We start from the raw sequence: 25681 nt of genomic DNA, 5'->3' as shown, positions 1-25681 counted from the left end.
GACATAACCAGTAAAGACGCATAGGAGGTGCAGTAGCCCGAAAGCTACCGCACCTCCTTTTGCACGCCCGGCAGCCTAAGCCAGAGCAGACCTAAACCAACGCCTCATCAAGCCAGCTCAGACTTGAGCGGTGCGCATCCAACAGCTCAAGAGCTCGGTTAGGTAACTCAACCTTCAAGCGAGCACCCGCCAACGACTGATACTGCGTATTTCCCAAACCGGGGTGCAGAAGAAGAGTCCGCGAAGAACTCACACCCACCAGCTCGCTGTCGAAAAGCCTATGCAGATCCTTGCGTAGAAGCAGACCCTCATCCACGCGATGCTCACCCTCGCGTGCATAGCTGTACAGGTGCGCCGCATCCAGCGCCGCCGTATGGCAAGCACCCGTAAACGCACACATGCTTCCGAAACGGTTCAACAGCTCCTGACGGAACTGCCCCTGACCATTGCGAGCCTTGACGGTGCGCATCGTAAAACCGCCACGAGGATTAACAGGCAGCCCGTGAGCTTCACTCAGGTTGAGCTGGTGAATACCCGAAGTGTTCAGGCTTTCAAGCCAGGTGAGGACTTTCGCGGTATCGAGGGCAACAATGCTGTTCTGACGGTTGTATTTGCCCGGTTCACAAAGCCTTTTAAAAGAATCTTTGTCCAATACGCCGATGAGCTCAGTCCATGTATCGCCGTAGTAGGCGATGAACCGCTGAACTTTTTCCGTCTTCTGCGGCGGATTCTTATGCAGACGCTGCTCAGGCTTCAGCTTGTCAGTTTTGGTACATCTTCCATCGCAGCGCCATAGACCGTCAGCTCTCAGAAACATGTTACTGTTGCCGCAACGAGGGCAGATAGTCATTACCTTGTCTGCATTGCGCACCTCAATTTTTCGAATAACAGCCGACCCGAGAAGAATAGAATTATCCCGAATCAGCACGAAGTCGCCCTCTCGGATACTTTGTCCATTAGGAACGTTTGAGTCGTAAACGTAGCGGAACTCCAGGGCATCGTCGTAGACTTTTCCGCTGGCGGCGCTTCGGTTCTCTTCATCGGGAACGGAGCGTAGCAGCCACGCCTGGGGGAGCCGCATGTCAGTTGCGGCGTGTTTGCTCGGGAGGCTGAGGGTCGTCACCACGGACGGGAGAACGAGGTCCGGCAGTGAGGGCGTTGAGTTGTTGTCCATAGCAGCAGCCTAGCAGCCCTGGCGGTTTGCCGCTGCTTGGGTGGTCACCGGCTCACGGGGTAGGGGTGGTGGAATCCTGTAATTACAAAAATTCTGCCCTGCATCTTCCTCGAAAAGCCACATGTGTTTCGAGAAGCCACGTAACATGTTGCTTTTCGAAACACATGTGGCTTCTCGGCGATTAAACTCGGCGCACCAAACACCCGCCCCGCACGCAGAACGCACCAGTCAAAACGCTATTGATTCGCATCACACACCGGCGTTCTTAGGTATCCTTGGGGTAACACCCAGACAGAAGCCCGCCCTCCACCTCGAAAGGGGCCGCATGAAAACCTTCTGGACTAACCTACCCCTCACCATCCGCGCGGCAGTCATCTTCTGCTACGCCTACGCCGCGGTGCGCATCCTCAACCTCTTCTATGAGGCAGGCACCGCACCGTTGACCCCGCGCACGCTCCTTGACGGTGCCCTCACCGTCGCGCTCGTCGTCGGCGCTCTCGCCCTGTACCTGGGTAACGCCCTGGGTGCCGCTCTACGCGCCCGGCGAGAAGGCTACGAGCCCCGCCCGGTCGGCATCATCGTCGCCTACGCGCTTTTCGTGGCGGTGTGCACCTACCTTATCTGCCGCCTCATCGCCTACACCGTGGAGGCGGGGCTCACCTGGCTCTTCCCGCCCGCCCTCGGCCCGGTTCTGACCGCCGTGGGCATGGCTGGTCTTGGCGTGATTAACTATGTGCGCCTCGACCGAGCATATCCCGACCGCCGCAAAGACTAACCGGGGGAGCGGCCCCCAAAAAAATCCCTGTAATTACAAAAAATCTCCCGCACCGGGTGGAGCACACCTCCAAGGCATGCCCCGCCCAGTGCGGGAGATTTCTATATCAACGGAACGCCGCAGCCTTCACGCTACAGCGCCGCGTGCACCTTACAGGCTCTGTGCCTGAATTGCGGTGATCGCAACGGTGTTGATGATGTCCTCAACGGTGGTACCGCGCGACAGATCGTTCACGGGCTTACGCAGACCCTGCAGAACCGGGCCCACAGCGGCAGCACCCGAAGACTGCTGAACAGCCTTGTAGGTGTTGTTACCGGTGTTCAGGTCGGGGAAGACGAACACGGTAGCCTGACCAGCGACCTCGCTGCCGGGCAGCTTGGTCGACGCAATGGACATGTTCGAAGCAGCGTCGTACTGGATCGGGCCCTCGACCGCGAAGTCGGGGTTCGATGCGCGCACGAGCTCGGTTGCCTCACGCACAACGTCCACGTCTGCGCCAGCGCCGGAGGTGCCGGTCGAGTAGGACAGCATAGCAACCTTGGGGGTCACGCCGAACTGGCGTGCAGTCTCTGCGGATGCCTTCGCGATGTCGGCGAGCTGCTCTGCGTTGGGGTTCGGGTTCACTGCGCAGTCGCCGTAGACCAGAACGCGGTCTTCCATCAGCATGAGGAAGACGGAGGAGACGATCTTGGTGCCGGGGCGGGTCTTGATGAACTCGAGCGAGGGGCGGATGGTGTTCGCGGTGGTGTTCACTGCACCGGAAACCATGCCGTCGGCGATGCCCTTGTAAACCAGCATGGTGCCGAAGTACGAGGGGTCGGTCATGCGCTCGCGAGCGGCCTCGATGGTGACGCCCTTGTGTGCACGCAGCTCAGCGTAGGTTGCTGCGAAGTCCTCGGTGTACTCGTTGTTTTCGATGTCGATGATACGAATGGTGCTGGGCAGTTCGATACCTTCGGCCCGGCAGATCTCTGCGATCTTGGCGGGGTTGCCGAGCAGGATCAGGTCGCAGAAGTCGCGGCGTGCAATGATTTCGGATGCACGCAGGATACGCACGTCGTAACCCTCGGGCAGGACCACGGAGCGGCGGTTTGCGCGTGCGGTCTCGATGAGGTTGTGCAGGAAGCGCAGCGGGGTCATGGATGCGGGGCGCTCAATTTCGAGGCGTGCCAGCAGTTCGTCCTTGTTGACGTGCTCGTCCCAGCCGCCCATTGCCGCTGCGAGCTTGCGCTGGTGGCCGCTTTCGAGGGTGCCGCGGACGCGGGAGACTGCGCGTGCAGACTTGAAGGTGTCCTTGGTGGTGGACAGCACGGGGAACGGCGCGTTGTCGATGAGGGAGCCGACTGCGGTGTTCTTGCCGGGCAGCGCGTCCAGGCCGCCGGTGAGCAGCACGCCGGAGGGCGCGGGGAAGGTCGGTGCCAGTGCGGATGCGAGGGTTGCTGCGACGATGTCTGCACGGTCGCCGGGGACGATGACGAAGTCGCCGTCGACGAACTGGTTGAGGAAGTTGGAGACGTTCATTGCTGCGACCTTGATGCCGTGGATGTCGCGGCTGAGGTCTTCTGCCTTGATGCCTTCGGTGTCGAGCTTGAGGGCTTCGGCAACTTCACCGACGGTGGGTGCGTTCAGTTCGGGGATTTCGGGCAGTACGTAGACGGGCAGGTTTGCGTCGCCGCGCTTGACGGACTTTTCGATTTCGTCGCGCAGTTCGGGTTCTGCACGGCCGACGATGATTGCGAGCAGGTCTACCTTGGAGGCGAGCAGTTCGGTGCGTGCCACGTCGACTGCGGTGACTGCTTCTTCGACGGTTTCTTCCTGTGCGCCGACGATTGCGACGACGGGCAGGCCAAGGTCACGTGCAATCTGGACGTTCAGGTCGAATTCGACTGAGAGCGCGTTGGCGGGCAGGTAGACGCCGTCGACGATTACGACGTCGCTGTTTGCTGCGACCTTTTCGTAGGCGGAGACTGCGCGTGCGGAGATTTCTTCGGTGTCGCCTTCTGCGATGAGTGCGAGTGCGTCGGTCATGGAGACTGCGCCGCCGACCTGCTCTTCGGTCAGGCCGAAGTGTTCACGGATGAGGCGTGCCATGGGGTCGTCGGAGATGGTTGCGCCGTCGAATACGGGGCGGAAGAAGCCGACGCGGTCTGCGCGCTTGATGAGGGAGTCTGCTAGACCCAGGGCTACGAGGGACTTGCCCGAGTTCTGGGACATAGCGGAGAGGTAAAGACCGGTGGTCATTGTTTTACTGTCCTTCTATGCGATGTTCGGCGCTGGGTCCCGCGGTTGCGCAGGGGTGTATGTGCTCCTGTGCGCGGGTGCGTCGAGCTTATATGTCATCTTCTATCTTAAGGCGTTGTGGGGGGCGGTGCCTAACAGGGGGTGCGGTGCGCTGCGTCATGTGGGTGGGCTGTTTCCCTGTTGTGGTGTGCCGTTTAGGGGTTGAGGATGCGCGTGTATCGGACGCTGTGGCCGGGCGCCCAGGAGCCGCGTGCTTGGAAGTACACGCCTTCGTTGCGGTAGCCGAGCCGCTCGTAGAAGGAGAGCGCTCGTTCGTTTTCTGCCATGACCCATAGGTAGGAGTTTTCGTCCGGGTAGATGACGGATTCGTAGAGTGCCTGTCCGAGCCCGGTGCCGTGCGTGTGGTTGAGGGTGTACAGGTGCACGAGTTTACGGGTGCCTGCGGGCAGTTCGGGGAGGTTGTCGGTACGTTCGAGTTCCCAGGAGGAGGGCTCACACAGGGAGAGCGCCAGGCCGACGGGCTTATCCCAGTCGATGCGTGCGCCGATGGAGCAGGAGAGCCCGCCGTCGGGGGTCCAGCCGGGCACCTCATAGGCGAAGAAGCCGCGCACGGTGGGGGAGGAGAGGTGGCGGTGGAAGTCTTCGAGGTATTCGTTGCGTTCGGCGCGGTGGCGGGCGGTGAAGCTTTCTCCGAGCGCGTCGAAGTAGATTGGGTCGTAGGTTTGCTCCATGCAGTCCAGCTGCAGGTTGACGTATTTTTCGGCGTCGGTCGGTTCAATCGGTGCGAGCGCGTAGCGGCCCTGACATACAAATCCCATGGGTTCTAGTCTACTCAGCCAGCCCCTGTGGAGGCGGTTCCTTGCGGGTGCGTACGCTAGGGGCGTGCGGGCTGTCGGTTAGGCTAGTGGGTATGGCGAAAAAGAGCAGGGCACCGAAGAAAAGCCAAAAGACGCAGAAGACCCAGAAGAACCGCATCGACGATACCGAGAGCACCCCCGTGCAGGGTGCCGCCGCTGGCGTGTACCCGATTTCTACGGGTGAGGCGGAGCTGGTCCCTGACGGCTACCATGCTGACGGCTGGCTGCTGCTCATTAATGGTGTGCAGTCTTCCCACGTGATTGTGGGTGAGCCCCGCCAGCTGGATTTTGAGTACATGCGCTGGATTGCCGCGGTCGTCTCCTCGCACGTGGAGGAGCACCTGGACGCTGCGAAGCTGCGCATCACCCACCTGGGTGGTGGCGCGTGCTCGATGGCGCGCTATTTTGCCGACCTGTACCCGACCAGCCGCAACACGGTCGTTGAGCTGGATGCCAAGCTCGCCGAGTATGTGCGCGCCTGGTTCGACATCCCCAAGGCGCCGCGTGTGAAGATTCGCGTGGGCGAGGCGGGTGCCGTCACCGCAACCTTCGCGCCCGCATCCCGCGACGTGCTGATTCGTGACGTATTCGCCGGGGACACCACCCCCGAGGCGCTCACCACCGTCGAGTTCACCCGCACCGTCGCCGAGTCGCTCGCACCCGGTGGCCTGTACATCCTCAATTGCGGTGACGGGCCTGCGCTGACCGGCGCCCGCGCCGAGGCGTCCGCCCTGCTTGAGGTGTTCGAGTACGTGTGCATTGTGGCGGATTCGGCAATGTTGAAGGGCCGCCGCCGCGGCAACGTCATTATTGCTGGCTCCCACGCGCCCCTGCCGGAGGCTGGTTCCGTGCAGGCTGCCGCTATCGCCCGTGAGCTCATGGGTGGAGGCGTGCCCGCCCAGTACTGGGACACCGCGCGTGTACGCCAGTTCGTGAGGTAACGGTTTCAGCTGTTGCCTGGGTTTTCGGTGGCGGCCTTAAGTTTTCTGGTCATGGCTTAGGTCTTTCGGCCATGGCTTAGGTTTTTCGGTGATAGGTTAGTGACTTTGGTGGGGGCTTTTAACTACCGCCAAAGTCACTAACCTATCGCCAAATTCGGTGCCCCCTCCACAGCAGACGCTACTATAGTGGCATGCGATACACCTACCTTGGCCCCTCCGGCACCTTCACCGAATCCGCCCTGCTGAGCGTCCCCGGCGCATCCGACGCCGAACGGATCCCCGCCACCAGCGTGCCCGACGCGCTCGCACGCCTGAACGCGGGCGAGGCGGACGCCGCCATGGTGCCCATCGAAAACTCCGTGGAGGGCGGCGTGAGCGCCACCCTGGACGCTATCGCAGCCAGCGAGGGTGTACGCATCATCCGCGAGGTGCTCGTACCGATCCGCTTCGTGCTGGTCGCTGCAAAGCCCATCAGCATCGAAGACGTTAAGACCATCTCCACCCACTCGCACGCCTGGGCGCAGGTGCGCGGCTGGGCGCAGGAGAATGTGCCCACCGCCGCCTACCTGCCCGGCTCCTCCACCGCCGCGGCGGCTGTCGGCCTGCTCGAAGAGGGCTGCACCTACGATGCGGCAATCTGCTCCCCGGCGCTGCTGAACTACCACCCGGAACTGCACGTGTTGCAGGACAACATCGGCGACAACAAGAACGCCGTAACCCGCTTCGTGTTGCTCTCCCGCACCGCCGACATCCCCGAACCGACCGGCTCCGATAAGACCACCCTGACCGTGCCGCTGCCCACCAACCGCGCCGGCGCCCTGCTCGAACTGCTCGAACAGTTCTCCGTGCGCGGCGTGAACCTCTCCCGCATCGAATCGCGCCCCACCGGCGAAGGCATGGGCTCCTACTCGTTCAGCATCGACGCCGACGGCCACATCTACGAGGCACGCATGCGCGACGCCCTGCGCGGCCTGCACCGCGTCTCCCCGACGCTGAAATTCCTCGGCTCCTACCCGCGCGCCGACCACGAAAACACCGAAGTCGACGCCATCCACTCCGACGGCTCCTTCGACGCCGCACACGAATGGGTCGAGTCACTCTTCCCGAACGGCCGCCCCGCACAGCTGCAGCGCCACTAGCGGCACCACTAACAACACCCCGGCGGCACCACCAGCCGGCCGCCGCTAGACACCCCCGCACCTACCCGCGCCCCACCAGCGCAAACCCCGCCCACAACCCACCGCAAGATTAGGTAGGATAAAACAGTGATTGATATTAACCTCCTCCGCGAAAACCCCGACGTCTTCCGCGCCTCCCAGCGAGCACGCGGCAAGGACGAAACCCACGTCGACCGCATCCTCGAAGCCGACACCGCACGCCGCGCACTCATCGGCGAATACGAGACCCTGCGCGCCGAACAGAACGCCTTCGGCAAGACCGTCGCAAAGGCACCCAAGGAAGAAAAGCCCGCCCTCGTCGCACAGGCGAAGGAACTGGCAGCCCGCGTCAACGAAGCAAAGGCAGCCTCCGAAGCGAAAACCGCCGAATACGAGGAACTGATCAGCAGCATCGAAAACCTCATCATCGACGGCGTACCCGTCGGCGGCGAAGACGACTACGTAGTCGTCAAGGAAGTCGGCACCCCCCGCGACTTCACCATCGAAGGCTTCGAACCGCGCGACCACCTCGAAATCGGCGAACTCGTCGACGGCATCGACATGGCACGCGGCGCAAAGGTCTCCGGCGCACGCTTCTACTTCCTCAAGGGCCAGGTAGCACGCCTCGAACAGGCACTCATGTGGATGGCGCTCGACCTCGCAACCGAGCACGGCTTCACCATGATGACCACCCCCACCCTGGTACGCCCCGAAATCATGAACGGCACCGGCTTCAACGTCAAGCACGACGACGAAATCTACCGCCTCGAACGCGACGACCTGTACCTGGTCGGCACCTCCGAGGTGGCGCTCGCCGGCTACCACACCGACGAAATTCTCGACTTTGAGAAGGGTGCGAAGAAGTACCTGGGCTGGTCCTCCTGCTACCGCCGCGAGGCAGGCTCCGCAGGTAAGGACACCCGCGGCATCATTCGCGTGCACCAGTTCAACAAGGCTGAAATGTTCGTCTACTGCCCCGTCGAGCAGGCAGAAGAGATGCACGCAAAGCTGCTGTCCCTCGAAGAGGAAATGCTGCAGCGCTGCGGCCTCGCATACCGCGTAATCGACACCGCCGCAGGCGACCTGGGCACCTCCGCAGCCCGCAAGTTCGACTGCGAGGCGTGGGTCCCCACCCAGGGCACCTACCGCGAGCTGACCTCCACCTCGAACTGCACCACCTACCAGGCGCGCCGTCTGAACATCCGCGAGCGCACCCCGGATACCGTGGATGAGGCAGGCAACGTGCGTAAGGGCCGCACCCGCTCCGTAGCGACCCTGAACGGCACCCTGGCGACGACTCGCTGGGTGGTTGCCATCCTGGAGACTCACCAGCAGGCTGACGGCTCTGTACGTATTCCTGAGGCTCTTCGCCCCTACATGGGCGGCGCTGAGGTCATCCCGGCTATCGCTGAATAAGGGATGCCTGCTGGAGTGAGTCTCCACTCCGGCGGGGGATTTGGTGCCTCGCGCGCTCGGAATCCCCCACCTCCGTCCCACCAGCAGGCTGATGGTTCTGTTGTGATTCCTGAGGCTCTTCGCCCGTATATGGGTGGCGCCGAGGTTATCCCGGCAGTCGCTGCTGAGTAATCTCACAACCAGCTGAAAAACCCGCTCACCGCGTAAACGGTGGGCGGGTTTTTGCGTATCCTGGTAGTCTAAGAACTATGCCTCTTTACCGTAAACTCCTTGGTGTTTCTGCGGCGGCGGCGCTGACCGCCTCCGCCACTGGTGCCCGCAAGAAGGCGCGCCGACGCGCTATCGAACTGGGTGCGCCCTTCGGCGTTCTGCCGACCCTGCCTACCGGCCCCAGTCGTCGCGTGGGCGTGGTGTACAACCCGAGCAAGCCCGGCGTTGCGGTGGCTATTGAGATTCTGGAACGTATCCTCGCGGCGAACGGCCACCCGAAGGCGCTGGTGCGCACCACCCGCGTGGACGAGCCCGGCTCAGAGGCCGCCCGCGAGCTGATTGCCGAGGGCGTTGACCTGCTGATTGCCGCAGGTGGTGACGGCACGGTGCGTGCCGTGGCGGCGGCGCTGGCGCATCACGAGGGGCCCAAGCCGCGCCTGGGTATTCTGCCGATGGGCACCGGCAACCTGCTGGCGCGCAACCTGTACATCCCGGTGAGTGACGTGGCGGCGTGCGTGAATATTGCGCTCAACGGCGCGGGTCAGGACGTTGACGCGATTGAGATGACGACTACGGGCACCACCGGCGAAGAAACCGAACACACGTTCTTTGTGATGAGTGGTGCCGGCTTCGACGCGCTCGTCATGAACGACACGAACGAGGAGATTAAGGCGAAGTTCGGCTGGGTGGCGTATGTGCAGTCCGGCATGAAGCATATGCTGGGCAGGTCGCATCCGGTGCGCATCAGCGTGGACGGTGGGGAGCCCCGCATCCTGCCCATGCGTTCGGTGCTGGTTGCGAATTGCGGTCGCCTGCAGGGCGGTATTCGCCTGGCGGATATGACGGATGTGCACGACGGCAAGCTTGAGGTGATTGTGGCGTCCCCGCGTGACCTGGTGGAGTGGGGCCTGCTGATGGCGAAGGTTACGCGCCGTACGATTCTGGGTTCGCCGCGCATTGAGCTACCGGTGATTCGCCACCTGGTGGGGTCCGAGGTGGTGCTGGAGTTCCCGGAGGGTGCGCAGCCGGTTGAGGTGGATGGCGACCCGGCGCCGTCAGCGTATCGCATTAGTGCGCGCGTGCTACCTGCCGCCGTGGAGGTGGCGGTCCACCCCGAGGTGCTCTAGCCGGGGTGGCGAAAGGGGGGAGCACCCCAAATCGTCTATATATGACATGGATTATGAAAGAAATCGCGGATTTTTTCACTATTTCCTGAAAATCAGGAGGATAATGAAAAAAACCGCGATTTTTTACACCATCAAGGAGGGCACAGGTGAACACCACCGGCACAAGGTACCGCACCCTCAAAAGCATCTTCCACGAACGCGGCAAAGCCGCCGCACAAACCGAACTGCAGGCACGCCGCAACGGCCACTCCACCTACCTCCTCAACGAATTCACGGTAGGGGAGCACCCCCTGTTCTACCTGGCAGACCGCACCGCGCTCGCATCCTTCGAACGCATCATGCGCCGTGAACGGCACATCGAACAGCTGAGCTCCCAACTGCCCAGCATCGCCATGCAAAGCTACCTACTCGACCTGGCAGTACGCAGCATCGTGGCGTCCGACCGTATCGAAGGTGTGCACACCACACGCCAGCTCATCTCTGAGGCGCTCACCTCCGGCGACAGCGAGGACCCCCGCGCTAAGCGCGCCGTCGAATTCGTGAACCTCCTCAAAGACCTGGGGGCAGGCCGCCCACCCTCCACGGTTGAGCAGGTGCGCAGCCTCTACGACACGCTACTCGAAGGGCACCTCGCGGAAGAAGACCGCCCAGACGGGGCTCTATTCCGCACCAAACCCGTGGTTATTCACGACAACACCCGCGAAATTCACCGCGCCCCCGACAGTGAAGCAACCATCATCGCCAACGTGCAGGCGGCGCTCAACCACGCCCTCAACCCGAACGTGCCGGCGCTATTCTCCGCAATCGCCACGCATTTCATGGTGGAGTACACGCACCCTTTCTACGACGGCAACGGCCGCCTGGGCAGGTACCTGCTGGTAGCCCACCTGGGGCAGACGCTCACCCGGCTGACGACCCTCACCCTGCCGAGCACGCTCAACATTCAGAAGAGCCGCTACTACAAGGCGTTTAGCGCGGCGGAAGAACCCCTCAACTACGGTGAGGTGACCGGTTTTCTGCATGTTTTTCTGGGGCTGATCGAGCAGGCTCAGGAGCACCTGGTAGACGAACTGGAGTCACGCGACCGTGCGTGGCGTGCCCTTGGCAGGCGTATCGCTGAGCTGGAGGGCAACCGCACCTGGACGGGTGGCACCCCCGGGCTGACTTCGAAGAAGTTTGATGATGTTCTGCGGCTGCTGTACCTGCTGGGGCAGGTGCAGATTTTCCGTGCGCCAGTCGCCCCCACTTCGAGCGAGTTGCAGGAGGCGCTGGGGGTTACGGCGCCGACTCTGCGCGATAGGCTCAAACTGCTGCAGGGGCTTGGGTTTGTTGAGGGTGTGAAGGCTGGCCGCACGATGCGCTGGTCCCTCACCGAGGCGGGAACCGCCCTGCTGGGCCTGCCCGCCGTTGATGACGACGAAGAATAGCCCGCGAGCATAAGAAGCAGGGGAGGGGCCGCACCAGAATGTATCCCGCCTATAACTGGCAGAATCGTGGAATCCATCTTTGCAGTAGCGGAACGGGCCGGTTGCAGACATAAGTATCGGTATGTGGTAATCCATCTGCTCACGCCACCATTGTGTAAGGCTCCTGTAGTCGCCGTGTGATTCATCCCATGTCTGCTACATTAGGGTCAGGCGACATAATGCTTCCGGGTGCTTCCACCACTCAGAACACCAGAAAGTATTCTGGATATCTATTTTGCGGTTTAACGAGGCCGTACACCTGAACTCGAATACCGAATGACTGGAAATGTAATGGTGATTAATCACAAGCGACGGGGCGAAGCACAGAGCGCTCCTAGCCTGCATCTGAGAGACATGCCCATCGAGCACTTGTATGTACGCTATCAAAGGATAGCGCGGAACCTGCCGAGACGGATCCGCTGGCTTGCTTTGGTATTCGCGCCAACGAGCACGAGTTTCACCGTCTTCACCGCTGGCCTACTGAATGTTGCAGGGGCTCTGATGATTACGGCAGGTATCGGCCAGGTAACGTCAGGTGAGAGGACCCCAGGCAGTGCTATTTGGTTACTCATCTTCGCTTTCCTGGCTGAAAGCCTAGGGTACTGGGTGAAGGAACGCCAAGAGCTTATTCTCACGATCGCGGTTCGACAGCTCACATACCGCCGTTTCCGGGACATCTTTAGTAGGTCATCCCATCCGCCGGAAGCTCACGGGCATGTTCTCACATACCCAGGACAGATCAGCCAGTTTGCCTTCGTTGTTGATTTCGCCGTTTCAACCGTTCAGATTATTGCCTTTCTCGCGGCTTCGCTCGCGCTATATGGTGCAAGCGGCGCCATCGCTACGTTGCTCATCACTGGATTGGTATTCGTCAGCGTCCGTCTCATCAACTTGGTGGGCCGACTATGGGAACAGTACGTCGCTCTAGAGGGAGAGCGTAGGCAGTGGATCCAGCGTGTAGCAAACGCGTTGCCTCGAGGGCGAAGCATCCCCAGCTGGGGTACCGCCCTGGACAAGGTCGCTAGCATCCGAAACACCGAAGAGCAGCTTCTGCGCAGACGGGTCCCGTTGCAGGTCCTGAATGGATTCCTTGAACGGGGAGCACTAACTGCGGTGCTCGCTGTGGTTGCGGTTCTCGGCGCGTGGTTCTGGCCATCCGCTCATTTCGGTGTTGGAATTATTTTGGCTGCCCGCTACCTGTACGCAGCGGTGCAGAACAACATCGTAAACTATCGGGTTATTCGGCTCGCTGTGCCAATGATGCGTGAGCTCGACAAGCTCGAGTCGTCTCCAAATTGCACGGTTAAACAGCAGGACTTGGTGGGGCAGCCTTCAAATTCTAGAGAGGTGCTTGCATCTACGTCTGAGCGCGCTGAAGCATTGCGCACATCCGTGACCACCCCCGATTCTGCTTTCGTACCACGCAACCCGGAAGTGTCCCATTCGGTGTTGTCAGCGTGGCGAGCTTCTGCTTCGCCACATCAGGTATCCCGGTTCACTAGCCTCGCTTTAGGTATGGGGCTCACTGAGGATGTGATCGGGCGGTTCTGGCAAGACGCAACAACCTTGTCGTCAGGAGAGAGACACCGTGCTGCTGTCGCTATCGTTTTGGCAGACAAACCGGACTGGCTAATTTTGGACGATACGTTCGCAGCGCTTGATCCTGTAACACGAGAAGTGGTTGCCGAGAGGATCTTAGAGTGCGTGCCAACGTGCACACTTCTGGCAAGCTCGGAGGAGTACGTACCGAGTGCCTTCACCTCCGGCAATGATGCGAGGGTAGACCCTCTTGAGTTGCAGGCTCATAGCCCCGGGGCAGCTAAGGAGGCAGATGCTGGTTCGACGGATGTGAGCGAGGGACAGGACCTTCCTGACCCTGAGCCGAAGCGTGCCACATTCCGACGATCGGCCCTGTTGTTGTTTGGACCGCATTTGGTGTGGATTACGTGTGGCGCCCTACTCTTGAGCGGATCCGAAGTTGCTTTTGCATTGACGATTGCTCACAGTGATGGGCTGTCTGCTCAGGTTGCTGGAGTGTCAGCTGCTTGCGCACTGGCAGCAATTGTTGGGTCCGTCATGTTCTTTGGCCCGCTCTACTGGGCTCCCATCGCTAGGCTGAGCGATTTGCACGACCGGATTATACGGAGGCTCGATCGATTCGCTAGTCCTAGAACAAGCGGTGCGGTCATGGGGCGGATGGGTGAAGACTTCTCCGACCTTCAGATGTCGGTGCCTAGCGCCCTGGGTTCGGTATTTATGGTCATTCTACAGACCTTTATGCTCATCGGAGGCGCAGTGGCTGGCGCCCCGCTGTTCATAATCGTTGTGTTGGCGGTAGCACCCCTAGCGATGCTTGCTATGCGTCAGGGTTCAAAGTGGATTCTCCCTGCCTCGACGACGGCTGCCAATCGCCGAGGTGACTTCATCGGGGTGGTTGGTGCCCAGGCTGGCTTACACGCTGCGCCCGTCAGTGCAGGGCTGCGTCGGGCTGGAGAAGAAGCCTACGCTCATTCGGAGGCTGCATACGTCAGCAGCTCGATTCAGTTGGCGAACGCCTACGCACTGCGTACGGGACTCATTCAGTTGCTTGTGTTGTCACTGAATGTTTCTGCAGCGGTATTGGCACTGATGGTCGAAGGATCGAACTCAGTGGTTGCTCCCGCGGTCGTAATATATTTTGCAGTAACTCTGTCATCTGGCATCCAATCTACGGTGGAGACGCTGCAACAGGTTGGTGTAGTCAGCTTGACTGCGGAGCGTGTTCGGATGCTTGAAGAGTACCGGGCCGACCGTTCTTATCCGCCCGTGCGGTCTGCTGACCTGGCTCTGCTTGAGAGCGTTCTTGACTCTGGGTGTTCTATGGTTGCCTTGATTGGACCAACTGGCGCGGGGAAGTCCGTCATGCTTGATGCTCTATACCGCCGGTATCCCCAAGGCGAAGTGGTAATCGTACCAGATATCGATCCGTTCGCATCTGAAGCATCGAATTCGAGCGGGCTCATGCTTGCGCGTTCCGTGTTACGTGAAGGCGCTGCCCGGCTTGTGTTGCTTGATGAGACCTTGAAGAGTCTCACTCCGTCAGAGGAGCGCACTGAGCTCGAATCGATGGCGTGCGCTATCGAGGGCAGTGACAAGCAGGTTGTGATTGTCCTTCACTCGCGCTCTAACCTTGATCGTTTCAAAGAAGTGGTGAATTTAGATGCGTGAGCTGACCCAAGTACTACGTTTTTCTCCAAGAACTATCGAGGACGAAATGCGAATCTATAGGGCCAAACCTATAGCCTGGACCGATTCGTCGGTGGCAGTTCTGAACGAGTACGGCGCCACACTGTGCACACCCGCCCCTCCTGCCCCCGATAATGCCCCGATACTGCCCGCGACAAAAACCCCCGTTAAAAACGCGGTCGGGGCCGTCTCGCACGCAGGCTCGAAAAGTGCGAGAATGGAGCAGAAAAGAAAACTACGAAAGAAGATACTTTCATGCTTATTCTCGTTGTGAACGCCGGTTCTTCCTCCCTGAAGTACCAGGTGCGTGACACCTCCCTGCCCGAGGCAGAGCAGATGCTGACCTCCGGCCTCGTCGAAAACATCGGCACCGACGTGCCCAACCACGAGGTCGCATTCGACATCATGTCCGAGAAGCTCGAGCCCGTCCTGGCAGGCCGTGAGCTGCAGGCAGTCGGCCACCGCGTGGTGCAGGGTGCAGAGAAGTTCACCCACCCCGCCCTGCTCACCGAGGAAGTTGTCCAGCAGATCGACGACCTCTCCCCGCTGGCACCGCTGCACAACCCCGCACACGCTCAGGGCATGCGCGCAGCAATGCACAAGTGGCCCTCCCTGCCGCAGGTTGCAATCTTCGACACCGCGTTCCACTCCACCATGCCCGAAGAAGCATGGCGCTACGCAATCCCCTACGACCTGGCTGACAAGTACAGCATCCGCCGCTACGGCTTCCACGGCACCAGCCACGAGTACGTCTCCCACGTTGCAGCTGACATGCTCGGCATTGCACGCGACGAGTTCAACGGCATCGTTGCTCACCTCGGTAACGGCGCGTCCGTGACCGCTGTGAAGGGCGGCAAGTCCGTCGACACCTCCATGGGCTACACCCCGCTGGCTGGCCTGATCATGGGTACCCGCTCCGGCGACATTGACCCCTCGGCACTGACCACCATCCTGTCCCGTGAAGGCATTGACGGTGAACGCCTGGACACCATCCTGAACAAGGAGTCCGGTCTGCTCGCACTGGCTGGCTCCAACGACATGCGTAAGGTCGTTGAGGCTGCACAGTCCGGCGACGAGCGTGCACAGCTCGCACTGGACATGACCTCCTACCGCCTGATGAAGTACATTGGCGGCTACAACCTGGTTGTTGGCGGCGCGCAGGCGCTGATCTTCACCGCTGGTATCGGTGAGAACTCCGGCGACTTCCGCAAGCTGGTCCTGGACCGCCTCGGTGCTCTCGGTATCAAGTACAACGAGGAGGAGAACGCTAAGCGTTCCCCCGAGCCGCGCGTGATTTCCACCGAGGATTCCGCTATCAAGGTGCTGGTCATCCCCACCAACGAGGAGAAGGCTATCGCTGAGGCTACCGAGGAACTCGTCAAGAGCCTCTAAGCCCCACGCACCCCGCCGTGTAGGCGGCTCAGCGTAAAGTAATCCGCCGTGGTACCCATTCCGTATGGGTGTCGCGGCGGATTTCTTATGCCCGCAAGGCGGTGCGCCCCGGGGTCTCTGCGCTGTGTGCCCCGGCGCTGTGTATTCCGATGCCGTGGCGTACCGTAGCGTCGCGAATGGGCATTCTATGAGAAAAAGCGCATTCACATTCACTAGTAAGTGCCCAAAAACGATAGAGTGGAATCAGATAACACTCGATACGAAGCGGACGAGACATGACTCAACCCCCTGAAAACCACCAGCAGCCCGGCGGACAGTTCAACGCCCAGCCCGGCCAGCAGGCATTCCACGCCCCCGGTGAGCCCCTCCCGCAGGACCTCTCCGCCGGCTGGCTCCCCGAAGACGAGCGCCAGAAGCCGGTCAGTCCCCTGCCCCAGCCGAAGCTCTTCGCCTACCAGTCGATGCTGCCGCCGAAGGTGCTGCACGCGCTGCGTCACCCCTCCGAAATTCCGTGGCTGGTCGCCGCCTACGCGGTCACCGCGGTCGGCTACATTGTGCTGTTCATGGCGCTGGCTGACCTGTTCAGCTCGATGATGCGTTACGTCTTCAGCTCAACCGGTGAAGGCTCGGTTCGAGTACCTTCCGGTAGCACCTCCGCAAGCCTGGAAGACCTGATTTTCCAGACGGTTGGTCTGCTCATCCTGGGCCCGATTGCCATCTTCATTGTTCGTGCAATCTACTACGCGCAGCAGCGTGTTCGCGGTGTGCGCATCACCCCGACCCAGTTCCCTGAGGCGTACCAGATGCTCGCCGAAGCAGCTGAGGCGGCAGGCCTGCGCCGCGTGCCGGATGCGTACGTCATCCTCGGTAACGGCGTGATGAACGCTTTCGCGGCAGGTCACGGCTTCCGCCGCTACATCTGCCTGTACTCTGACCTGTTCGAGATCGGCGGTAAGTCCCGTGACCCGCAGGCGCTGCGCTTCATCATTGGCCACGAGGTGGGCCACATCGCCGCAGGTCACGTCGGTTATTTCCGTCTGATTTTCACCACGCTGTTCAACCAGATTCCGGTGCTGTCGAGTGCGCTGTCCCGCTCGCAGGAGTACACCGCCGACAACTTCGGCTACCGCTTCTGCCCCGAGGGTGCTGAGGGTGCTGTCAAGGTGCTTGCGGCAGGTAAGTACCTGAACAAGCAGGTCAACTTCGATGAGCTTGCCGACCGTGCCGTCACCGACCGCGGCCTTGCCGTCTGGTACGTGAACCTCCTGGCAAGCCACCCCATCCTCACCTGGCGTGCGCATGCGCTGCGTGACCGCACCCAGCCCGGCCGCCTGTTCTGGCGCCCGACTGAGAACCCGGTCAAGGACGCCGCACCGCGCGTTCCTGTCCTGATTCCGGCGGCGGAGCCGGTGCACATGTGGCCCGACCCGATTCAGTCCACCGAGTTCATGCGTGAACACCAGGATGTTTGGGCTGACCACACCCTGGAAACCGTGGATGTGTACTCCAAGCCCGAGAACGCCCCCGAGTTTGATGCGAACTCTACGCTGTTTGCTGGCTGGCTCACCGAGCAGGCTCGTGCCTTCCACGGTCAGCGTTGGGATGCGTACGCTGCCGCCGGTGGCGTGCCGGCACCGGGTGCTCCCGGTGGCCCGCAGATGCCCGCACCGGGTCAGCCCGCACCTAATCAGCCTGCCTACGGTCAGCAGCCCGGCTTCGGTCAGCCTGCCGCAGGTCAGAATGGTGCGGCCCAGAACGGTGCAGGCCAGCCCGCCCCTGAGCAGTCCTCTAATGGTCAGCCTAACGGACAGTCTTCTAATGGCCAGTCTGCTCCTGAGCAGTACGGTTACGGCCAGTACGGTAGCGGCTCCTCTGAGGGTGGCTCGTACGGTTATGGCTTCGACGGCGATAAGAAGTAGCTAGTAGCCGCCCGGGCGCTCTCTAAGCGCCTCATCTGGGCCGCACAGCTCAATAACCTTCACGAACCCGTCGGGGTGCCTAGGCGCTCCGGTGGGTTCGGTTGTTAACCGCCTCCTCACAGGCTCGCAGTAGGTTGCTACAGCCGCCCGTAACCTTCACCTCCGCCCCGCCCTGTAGCTGAGATGTACCCGGCACCCCGGCACCTTCACATAGGCGCAGGTCTAGAATGGACAGCATGCTTTCATCACTTCGCTCCATCAAACTCGACCCGCTGCTGACCATGCTCATTAGCGCGGTCATCCTCGCAATTATTGTGCCGGCGCGCGGCGACTTCGCCGAATGGTTCAGCACCGGAACGAAGTTCGCGGTCGCCCTGCTGTTCTACCTGTACGGCGCTCGCCTCTCCACCGCGGAGGCTATTCGCGGCCTGACCCACTGGCGTCTGCACCTGATGATTCTGAGCTGCACGTTCGTGCTGTTCCCCCTGGTCGGTTTGGCGCTTTCACCGCTACGTCTTGTGCTCGGTGATGGGTTGTACATGGGCATTCTGTTCTTGACCTTTGTGCCCTCGACCGTGCAGGCGTCGATTGCGTTCACCTCGATTGCCGGCGGTAACGTGGCGGCGGCGATTGTGAGCGCCTCGCTCTCTTCGATTGTGGGTGTGGTGGCGACCCCGCTGCTCGCCATGATGCTGATGAACACGGGCCATATTGAGTTCTCCGGAACGGTCTTCCTGGACATTGCCATTCAGCTGTTCCTGCCGTTTGTGCTCGGTCAGCTGACGCGCCGCTGGGTGGGGGAGTTCGCCAAGAAGCCGACCACCAAGTGGTTGGATAAGTTCTCGGTCATGATGATTGTGTATTCGGCGTTCTCTGCCTCGGTGGTGCAGGGTGTGTGGACGCGCGTGGCGTGGTGGCAGATTGTGCTGCTGGTTGTGCTCATGGCGATTATTGTGGTGTTCATGCTGTGGCTGACCGACCAGCTGGCTAAGCGCCTGGGGTTCAACCGTGCCGACCGCATTACGATTCAGTTCTGCGGTTCGAAGAAGTCGCTGGCGGCTGGCCTGCCGATGGCGATCATTATTTTTGGTGCGGGCTCGCTGGGTCTGATGATGCTGCCAATCATGATTTTCCATCAGGTTCAGTTGATGATTTGTACCTGGCTTGCGGGCCGCTATGCGCGCTTGGATGTGGTGGGTGCCGCCTCCGCGAAGGAAGTTCAGTAGGGGCTTGAACCCTATCTGCCGGGGTGCTCGGCGGGTGCTATTGGGGGCCTCTGAGCCTGTGAGATAAGCCTCTGATGAGGGGTTTTAATGGGTTCTTTGGGACTGGATGACCTGTCTATGAAGTGATATAGCGCGCATTCATCGAAAAACTCTCTGACTAGTGCATTTGTGTGCAAAATATGGTATTTGTACTGGTCAGTTGGTTTTCTGTGGGTTATGTGCACTCTATTGCATCAAAGTGACCGGCGAGACAATCAACACTATCGGGTGTTGAGCGGCGAAAAAGCCCCAATTTTGCCCTAGAATATTTTGTCGATGGGTTAGACAGATTTGCATCCTGTATGCAAGAATTTATGACTCATGTGGGAATGGTTGAGATTCACTCCCTCACACCGCCCACGAGCATTGATGCAGCGGATTCACTCCCCGCCCGCATCCCACACCGGAAGAGACTCACTCCCTCAACCGGAAGGAAGCTCAAAACCATTTATTCACTCAAACACAACTGGATACACTCAGCTTAATGACGCGCTTAGATTCTATCTATGCGCTAATCGCTGTCTGTATCCGCCAAGAAAGAGGACACTCCATGGCTACCATCATGAGCGTGAACGTATGCGATTCCAAGTACAACGCTGACCCCACCGGCGTACGAGACTCCACTAGTGCTATCCAGAAGGCTATCGATGATGTTGCTGCGCAGGGCGGCGGCTCTGTGGAGATTCCCGGCGGCATGTACCGCGTCTCCTACCCCTTCATCGAAATGAAGCACCGCGTCGAGATCTTCGGCCACGGTCAGGCAACCCGAATCGTCGCTTTCACCGACAAGGGTATTCCCTCCACCAAGAACGGTAGCTACGAATGCACCGGCGTTTTCCACACCGGTAGCTACACCACCCCCATGAGCGGTGGCACCAACCAGAACAAGCCCATGCGTATGGGCGTGCGTGACCTGTTCATCCGCACCAACAAGTACAACCTGCCGCTGGACTCCAAGAGCAACCAGATTTTCCTGGAGAAGCACACCCAGCCCGTCGACAACGTTGCAGGCGTCATCTTCCACACCCGCATTGCGGACGCTAACCCCGGTGAGCCGGACGCAGTGCCCACCCTGTCCAACATCGAAATCTGGGACACCGCCATTGGCGTTGCGATCCTGGGCCTGGACGACCAGGGCATGAAGATTGACAAGCTGCGCATCCGTCAGACCCTGCGTCAGGGCCTGCTGGTCGGTAAGCCCGTCGGCCACCCGCTGCGCCCCCGTGAGGGTGACACCCCCGGTGCGGCAGATAACAAGTTCTCCATGATTGACGTTTCTGACGCAAACATGAGCTTCGGCACCTACGCGGGCATCGAGATTTACACTTCTCAGTCCAAGTTCGAGGCGTCCACCAGCTGGTTCAACAAGCGTAACCAGGGTAAGAACGCCCTGTACGAAGTGAAGACCCGCCACGTGGGTGCAGGCTGGTTCATTCAGGGCACCCGCAACATGTTCATTGGCTGCACCGCCCAGGAGAACGCCGGTCACGGCTGGCTCGTGGAGTGGGGCAACAACCAGTTCATTGGCTGCCTGGGCGAGTCCTCCAGCTTCCAGGATGCTGTTACCGGCGCTGCTCGAGGCGACGAGGCAGCGAACTGGTACATTGGCCGTAACGCACGCGGTAGCCGCTTCGTGGCTCCTCGCTCGCACAACCCTTACAGCTGGGCGAAGGCTTCCCTGTACGGCTTCTACATTGAGAACAACATTCGCGATATGCACATTACGACTGCGTCCGCGAAGGATGACCGTATTGGTGATAACAACATGGTTGGCCGCCGCGTTCACGTGACCGGCGCTATGGGCGATAATGTGCTCATCGAGGTGGACCACATCCGCCACGCAACCTTCGCGCCGAAGCAGCTGGAGAAGCGCGGCAACGGCGTGTTCATGGGCTAACCCTCAAGGGTTAGGCTCTGCGAGCTGAGGCTCGTGATCACAAAATCTTAAAACGTATACGCCTGAGGGGCGGGGAGTAATCCCCGCCCCTCGGCGTTTAAACACCTCATGAGAAAATTTTTTAGTTAGATAGTGTCGTGATACACACTCAAATATATTACACTTAAGTGCATGAGCCCAGCCTGGCGTACAACCAGACTGGACTTATCTGTATTTGGACTGGTCACGGAAGGCAACACGGTCTGAAGCAGTAAAAATGTTGGCAGTATCCACTGTTTAGGTTCCGTGCGAGCATCGTTGATTGCATGACCGCAGGCGCATTGAGCGCTCAGGCATAACTTGGCAATCACCAATAGTTTCTAGTTAACACACGATGAAGGGTGTGACATATATGCTTCTTGACGCGCACGATATTACCTACGCGTACGGGGCTGGGAAACCCGCCCTCACCGACGTTCATCTCCAAGTTTCTTCCGGAGAAATTCATGGATTGATTGGACCTAACGGCTCTGGAAAATCCACGCTCATGAAACTGATAAGTAACCTCCTGCACTCCAAGAAGGGTGATATTCAGATCAGCGGTCATGAGCACCAGAGCCTTGCTGCTCGCACCTCCTTGATGTACCTGGCAAGTAACGACTATCTACCGGAATTCCTGACCGGTATGGAGTACCTGCGTTTTATCCACTCTCTGTACAAGGAGAAAGTGGATGAGAATGCTGTGGCGGAGTACTTTAAGCGTTACCAGATGACAGGTCGACAGCATGATCTGATGGAAGACTACTCCCACGGCATGCGCAAGAAAACTCAGCTCATTGCAGCGTTGCTATTGCGTCGACCGCTTACTCTCATTGATGAGACGCTTAACGGAATCGACATCGATGCAATTTACACCTTTGAACGAGATATGCGCACATTACGCGATGAAGGGTGCGGAATCCTGCTGTGTAGCCATGATTTCACGCTTCTAGAAAGGTGCGCAGACCGTGTTACCTTCCTCCACCGCGGCGTAGCGCTCGAGGATGACGCTACCGACGTTCTTCTAGAGCGCTATGGAACTCTCGATGCTATGGTCCGAAAAACTGTGGATGAAATCGAGGGGGACCTATGAGGTTCAGCGCGGTATATCAGCTCGTTCACTTCTATTTCCTCTTCCTGCGCCGCCGTGTTTTAGGAAGGGGAGTTCTGGCAAATCGACCAATTCGTTACGGCGCATTTTTTGGTGTCTTAGCGCTATACGCAGGATATGTTCTGCTGAGTATCAGCGTTGTTAGGCAAACATTTAATAACCCGGAAATAATAGCGCCGATTCTGGAAGGAATGGGTATCTCATCTATTTTTTGGGTTGCCGCATTTTACACAATTGTGCGAATCCTATTCCTGAAAGCAGATGAGCTAACAGAACTTACGTACACTCTTCCCGCGACCAATAAAGAACGTCTGATTGCGAGTGTTGTATTCGAGATGCTTCTTGTCGGAACAGCTACTATTGCTCTTTCAAGTGCGCTGGCTATTGCTTGTAGCATTGTCGTGGGGTGGAAAGCTGCGGAGCTCTTCCTCTTTGGTGTTGTGTCACCGGCTCTTGTTACTTACCTGATTCTGCTAGTAATTCATTTGGGAGTAGAGCAACTCCTTGCCCTCGTGGGAATGGCACGTTTGCGCGGTCTTGTGATTCCTGCTCTTCTTGCAGGTCTTATGGCTGTTGCATTTAGCCTGATGCGCGACCAGAGCATCGAATACATGCGGATTCGTTTGCTCGAAGATACGGCCCCATGGGTGCCACAGCTGGCGTTTCTCCGTATTGAGGAAGCTATCGGAGGGCCGCTAGGAGCAGCGGGTGCTGTACTCGCCTTGCTAGGAGTATGTGGACTGCTACTAGCTCTAGCTATAGCAATTGCGCCGAAGGACTACACTCCGCTCAGGAGCTACTTCCTTGCTCTGCCTGGAAGCCTTGCTAACACGCGATTTGGCGCTTTGGTGCTGATGCAGTTCCGTAGCTTCGAGAACCAGTTTGTGCTGGTATCTGCTGTGGTGGCAGCTTTCGCAATTCCTTGGAAGAGCTGGAATGCGCCTCCGGCGTACATTATGCTCCCGGCTTTCTTGGGAATCTACGCGTATGCATCTTCTGAACCCCTGCGTCGCCTTACTCCGTTCCGCCAATCGGCAGGTGTGTTTTACCTTCAGCTGATCGGTTCGCAGGCAACTATCATGCTTGCGCTAGGTGCAGTTCTTGGAACAGTTTATCTAGCGCAAGGAGGTCAGCTATCAGATATCCTGACCGTTTTTGGGTTTGGGCTGGTATCTATCGTCATGACTAATCTTGTGGGTATTATCTTCCCGCCTGAAAAGGGAAATCCATTCTCTGTGGTTATTGGTGTGATTCTTCTGCTCTCGGTGGTGGCAACTTTTGCTTTGGGCCTGAATATGTTTGGGCTCCCAACGGAGGTTAACGTGACCATCATTGCGGTGCTTCTTGGATTCGCCGTGTTCTTTAGTGTCTTGGGAATTTCCCGTAATGAAAAAGGAGTGCGCCATGAAATGGTTCACCTATAGTATTTATTCGCTTGCTACTGCTGCAGTAGTCACCGTATTGGTAGTCGCCGGAAGTACCATCTATACGCTCTTTAGCTTGGGCGAGAATAGTCCTATGGGAGAGGCGTTCTTTGGCGCGATGCTCTTGGAGTCAATTGCACTCCCGGGCGGGGGAGTTCGCATGCAAATGAGCATGGTAAATCCTGCACCTGTCGTAGTGACGCTCATTCTCTTGACTCTCTTTATCTTTGCTGTGGTTGTGGCGTATAACCGACCGTCGGCACGCCGTGCTCAGTCTGAAAAATAACCCGCTACAGGACCAGCAATAACGTTTGAGGGGCGGGGATTACTCCCCGCCCCTCGGCGTTTAACCCGCACCCAAAACGGCCGAAAAACTGTAGAAAAACGGGGTAGGGGAGCAGGCATCACAGTGCCCGGTCATCGCCTCCACACGCCCAATGCGGTACCCTTGAGCAGAAGGCAGGTCTGCCGGTGCACAGACTCGCACACGCCAACACACCCGCAGAAATGCGCCCAACACACCGCACCACACAAACTCAACACTGCACCCACGCAGCACCGTATTCACCGCATACTGCCGTATTCACTCAATTCACTCACCACGCCGCCTTCAGCACCGAACGCGGTATCCATCGAAAGAATTGAGCCCCTCATGCCCGATACGCCCATGAGCATCAACGCCATCAACTACGGCGCAGACCCCACCGGTGCCAAAGACTCCACCGTAGCCATCCAGCGTGCCGTCGACGCTGTCGCCGCACGCGGCGGCGGATCCGTAGAACTACCCCGCGGCATCTACCGCGTCTCCTACCCCTTCATCGACATCAAGCACCGCGTCGAAATCTTCGGCTACGGCTCCTCAACCGTCGTCATCGCGCACTCCGACCGCGCCATCCCCACCACCGCCAACGGCCACACCGAATACACCGGCGTGTTCCACGTCGGCAGCTACACCACCCCCGTCTACGGCAACTACAACGCCAACAAGCCCATGCGTATGGGCGTACGCAACCTGCACATCCGCACCAACGCCGCAAATACCCCCATCAGTAGCTACCCGCTCGATGCGCACACTGCCCCGCTGAATAACGTCGCCGGCGTCATCTTCCACACCCACCTGACCGGCGACCTGCTCAACGAACCGGACATCGTGCCCGTTATCGCCGGTGTGGAAGTCTGGGACACCGCCATCGGCGTTGCCGTGCTCGGTCTGGATGACCAGGGCATGAAAATTGACGACGTGACCATCCGCCGCACCCTCAACCAGGGCCTGCTGCTCGGCAAGCCCGCCGGTCACCCCCGCCGCCCCAACGAAGGCCAGAACTCCGGCGCGGCAGACAATAAGCTGCGCGGTATCGACGTTGCCGAGGCGAATCTCAGCGGCGGCTCCTACGCCGGTATCGAGGTGTACGCGGCGCAGGCTAAGTTCGAGAACTGCTCCAGCAACAGCAACCACCGCACCAGCAACAAGTACGCCCTCTACGAGCCCGCCACCCGCCACGCCGGCGCAGGCTGGATCGTGCAGGGTGAACGCAACATGTTCATCGGCTGCACCGCCCGCTCCAACGCGGGTCACGGCTGGATCGTTGAGTGGGCGCACAACGTCTTCATCGGATGCGAAGCGGAAGGCTCCAGCTGGGCTGGCACCGTCAGCGGTGCCGCCGGTGCCGACGAGGCCGCCAACTGGTACATCAGCCGTAACGCGCGCGGTACCCGCATGGTCGCGCCCGTCTCCTACAACCCGCCGGAGAAGCCTGCCTCCCTGTACGGCTTCTACATTGAAAACAAGATTTACGACCTGCGCATCACTGAAGGTACCGCCAAGGACGACCGCATCGGTGAGGGTAATATGCTCGGCCGCCGCGTGTACATCACCGGCGAGATTGGCGCGAACGTGGTCATTGAGGTTGAGGAACTGCGCCACTCCACCTCGCCCGCCGGTCAGCTCACCAAGGAAGCTTATAACGTGATGCGCGGCTAGTAGAGGCTGACGGTCGCTACTAGACACGCCCGAACCGGTTCGGGACTTTCCTGTGAATCGTGAGGGAGGCGCGTGTGCCCTAGTG

Annotated in this window: 18 protein-coding genes; 15 read left to right on the top strand and 3 right to left on the bottom strand. The window is 59.5% G+C overall.

Annotation, left to right across the window (positions count from 1 at the left end):
• Positions 1-91 precede the first annotated feature (91 nt).
• Positions 92-1174 carry an HNH endonuclease gene (locus HMPREF2919_RS00255; RefSeq protein WP_070665614.1) on the bottom strand — a complete coding sequence of 361 codons (1083 nt, stop codon included), beginning with the start codon at positions 1172-1174 and terminating at the stop codon, positions 92-94.
• Between the two features lie 325 nt (positions 1175-1499).
• On the opposite strand from HMPREF2919_RS00255, the gene HMPREF2919_RS00250 reads away from it, so the two are divergent.
• A complete protein-coding gene (locus HMPREF2919_RS00250; protein WP_070665611.1) occupies positions 1500-1949 on the top strand; it encodes a hypothetical protein in 450 nt (149 codons plus the stop codon).
• A 150-nt stretch (positions 1950-2099) separates the two neighbouring features.
• On the opposite strand, the gene pta is transcribed toward HMPREF2919_RS00250, so the two are convergent.
• Complete coding sequence (gene pta / locus HMPREF2919_RS00245) at positions 2100-4190, bottom strand: phosphate acetyltransferase (RefSeq protein ID WP_070593238.1); 2091 nt, start codon at positions 4188-4190, stop codon at positions 2100-2102.
• A gap of 194 nt (positions 4191-4384) precedes the next feature.
• Entirely contained in the window at positions 4385-5008 is a 624-nt protein-coding gene (locus HMPREF2919_RS00240) for a GNAT family N-acetyltransferase (RefSeq protein WP_070634674.1), read from the bottom strand.
• 92 nt (positions 5009-5100) lie between these two features.
• Between HMPREF2919_RS00240 and HMPREF2919_RS00235 the strand changes: the two genes are divergently transcribed.
• The 14 genes from HMPREF2919_RS00235 (at position 5101) to HMPREF2919_RS00170 (ending at position 25596) form a co-directional block, all read left to right on the top strand.
• A complete protein-coding gene (locus HMPREF2919_RS00235) occupies positions 5101-5988 on the top strand; it encodes a spermidine synthase (RefSeq protein ID WP_070665608.1) in 888 nt (295 codons plus the stop codon).
• A 191-nt stretch (positions 5989-6179) separates the two neighbouring features.
• Entirely contained in the window at positions 6180-7127 is a 948-nt protein-coding gene (gene pheA, locus HMPREF2919_RS00230; protein WP_070665606.1) for a prephenate dehydratase, read from the top strand.
• 126 nt (positions 7128-7253) lie between these two features.
• Positions 7254-8561 (top strand): serine--tRNA ligase, encoded by a 1308-nt coding sequence (serS, locus tag HMPREF2919_RS00225; protein WP_049337800.1) that lies wholly within the window; start codon positions 7254-7256, stop codon positions 8559-8561.
• Between the two features lie 248 nt (positions 8562-8809).
• Entirely contained in the window at positions 8810-9898 is a 1089-nt protein-coding gene (locus HMPREF2919_RS00220) for a diacylglycerol/lipid kinase family protein (protein WP_070665604.1), read from the top strand.
• Positions 9899-10044: 146 nt separating this feature from the next.
• A complete protein-coding gene (locus tag HMPREF2919_RS00215; RefSeq protein ID WP_049349870.1) occupies positions 10045-11325 on the top strand; it encodes a Fic family protein in 1281 nt (426 codons plus the stop codon).
• Positions 11326-11718: 393 nt separating this feature from the next.
• Positions 11719-14571, top strand: a complete 2853-nt coding sequence (locus HMPREF2919_RS00210; protein ID WP_246824031.1) for a hypothetical protein — start codon at positions 11719-11721, stop codon at positions 14569-14571.
• 273 nt (positions 14572-14844) lie between these two features.
• Positions 14845-15981, top strand: a complete 1137-nt coding sequence (locus HMPREF2919_RS00205; RefSeq protein WP_049352711.1) for an acetate/propionate family kinase — start codon at positions 14845-14847, stop codon at positions 15979-15981.
• A 275-nt stretch (positions 15982-16256) separates the two neighbouring features.
• Positions 16257-17900 carry a M48 family metallopeptidase gene (locus HMPREF2919_RS00200; protein WP_049352713.1) on the top strand — a complete coding sequence of 548 codons (1644 nt, stop codon included), beginning with the start codon at positions 16257-16259 and terminating at the stop codon, positions 17898-17900.
• A 227-nt stretch (positions 17901-18127) separates the two neighbouring features.
• The gene (locus HMPREF2919_RS00195) at positions 18128-19126 is read left to right on the top strand and encodes a bile acid:sodium symporter family protein (protein ID WP_371325814.1); all 999 of its coding nucleotides are present in this window, start codon (positions 18128-18130) and stop codon (positions 19124-19126) included.
• 589 nt (positions 19127-19715) lie between these two features.
• Positions 19716-21062 (top strand): glycosyl hydrolase family 28-related protein, encoded by a 1347-nt coding sequence (locus HMPREF2919_RS00190; RefSeq protein WP_070665598.1) that lies wholly within the window; start codon positions 19716-19718, stop codon positions 21060-21062.
• A gap of 391 nt (positions 21063-21453) precedes the next feature.
• On the top strand, positions 21454-22173 hold the full coding sequence (locus HMPREF2919_RS00185; RefSeq protein WP_083308716.1) for an ABC transporter ATP-binding protein: 720 nt from the start codon (positions 21454-21456) through the stop codon (positions 22171-22173).
• Positions 22170-23615: a hypothetical protein gene (locus HMPREF2919_RS00180; RefSeq protein WP_070633640.1), complete on the top strand. Its 1446-nt coding sequence runs from the start codon at positions 22170-22172 to the stop codon at positions 23613-23615. Before HMPREF2919_RS00185 ends, HMPREF2919_RS00180 begins: the two co-directional genes overlap by 4 nt.
• Entirely contained in the window at positions 23596-23901 is a 306-nt protein-coding gene (locus tag HMPREF2919_RS00175) for a hypothetical protein (RefSeq protein WP_070665595.1), read from the top strand. Before HMPREF2919_RS00180 ends, HMPREF2919_RS00175 begins: the two co-directional genes overlap by 20 nt.
• Positions 23902-24267: 366 nt before the next feature.
• A complete protein-coding gene (locus HMPREF2919_RS00170; RefSeq protein ID WP_070634660.1) occupies positions 24268-25596 on the top strand; it encodes a glycosyl hydrolase family 28-related protein in 1329 nt (442 codons plus the stop codon).
• Positions 25597-25681 lie beyond the last annotated feature (85 nt).

This window comes from Rothia sp. HMSC068E02 (genome assembly GCF_001813565.1).
Taxonomy (GTDB): Bacteria; Actinomycetota; Actinomycetes; order Actinomycetales; family Micrococcaceae; genus Rothia.
Note: the sequence above shows the minus strand (reverse complement) of the source record. Positions and strands in the feature narration are given on the sequence as shown.

Coding starts and splice junctions, on each gene's coding strand:
- HMPREF2919_RS00255 (WP_070665614.1), bottom strand. CDS start 1,174: ATGGACAACAACTCAACGCCCTCACTGCCGGACCTCGTTCTCCCGTCC.
- HMPREF2919_RS00195 (WP_371325814.1), top strand. CDS start 18,128: ATGGACAGCATGCTTTCATCACTTCGCTCCATCAAACTCGACCCGCTG.
- HMPREF2919_RS00220 (WP_070665604.1), top strand. CDS start 8,810: ATGCCTCTTTACCGTAAACTCCTTGGTGTTTCTGCGGCGGCGGCGCTG.
- HMPREF2919_RS00235 (WP_070665608.1), top strand. CDS start 5,101: ATGGCGAAAAAGAGCAGGGCACCGAAGAAAAGCCAAAAGACGCAGAAG.
- HMPREF2919_RS00200 (WP_049352713.1), top strand. CDS start 16,257: ATGACTCAACCCCCTGAAAACCACCAGCAGCCCGGCGGACAGTTCAAC.
- HMPREF2919_RS00240 (WP_070634674.1), bottom strand. CDS start 5,008: ATGGGATTTGTATGTCAGGGCCGCTACGCGCTCGCACCGATTGAACCG.
- pheA (WP_070665606.1), top strand. CDS start 6,180: ATGCGATACACCTACCTTGGCCCCTCCGGCACCTTCACCGAATCCGCC.
- HMPREF2919_RS00185 (WP_083308716.1), top strand. CDS start 21,454: ATGCTTCTTGACGCGCACGATATTACCTACGCGTACGGGGCTGGGAAA.
- HMPREF2919_RS00170 (WP_070634660.1), top strand. CDS start 24,268: ATGCCCGATACGCCCATGAGCATCAACGCCATCAACTACGGCGCAGAC.
- HMPREF2919_RS00250 (WP_070665611.1), top strand. CDS start 1,500: ATGAAAACCTTCTGGACTAACCTACCCCTCACCATCCGCGCGGCAGTC.
- HMPREF2919_RS00210 (WP_246824031.1), top strand. CDS start 11,719: ATGCCCATCGAGCACTTGTATGTACGCTATCAAAGGATAGCGCGGAAC.
- HMPREF2919_RS00190 (WP_070665598.1), top strand. CDS start 19,716: ATGGCTACCATCATGAGCGTGAACGTATGCGATTCCAAGTACAACGCT.
- HMPREF2919_RS00180 (WP_070633640.1), top strand. CDS start 22,170: ATGAGGTTCAGCGCGGTATATCAGCTCGTTCACTTCTATTTCCTCTTC.
- HMPREF2919_RS00175 (WP_070665595.1), top strand. CDS start 23,596: ATGAAATGGTTCACCTATAGTATTTATTCGCTTGCTACTGCTGCAGTA.
- HMPREF2919_RS00205 (WP_049352711.1), top strand. CDS start 14,845: ATGCTTATTCTCGTTGTGAACGCCGGTTCTTCCTCCCTGAAGTACCAG.
- pta (WP_070593238.1), bottom strand. CDS start 4,190: ATGACCACCGGTCTTTACCTCTCCGCTATGTCCCAGAACTCGGGCAAG.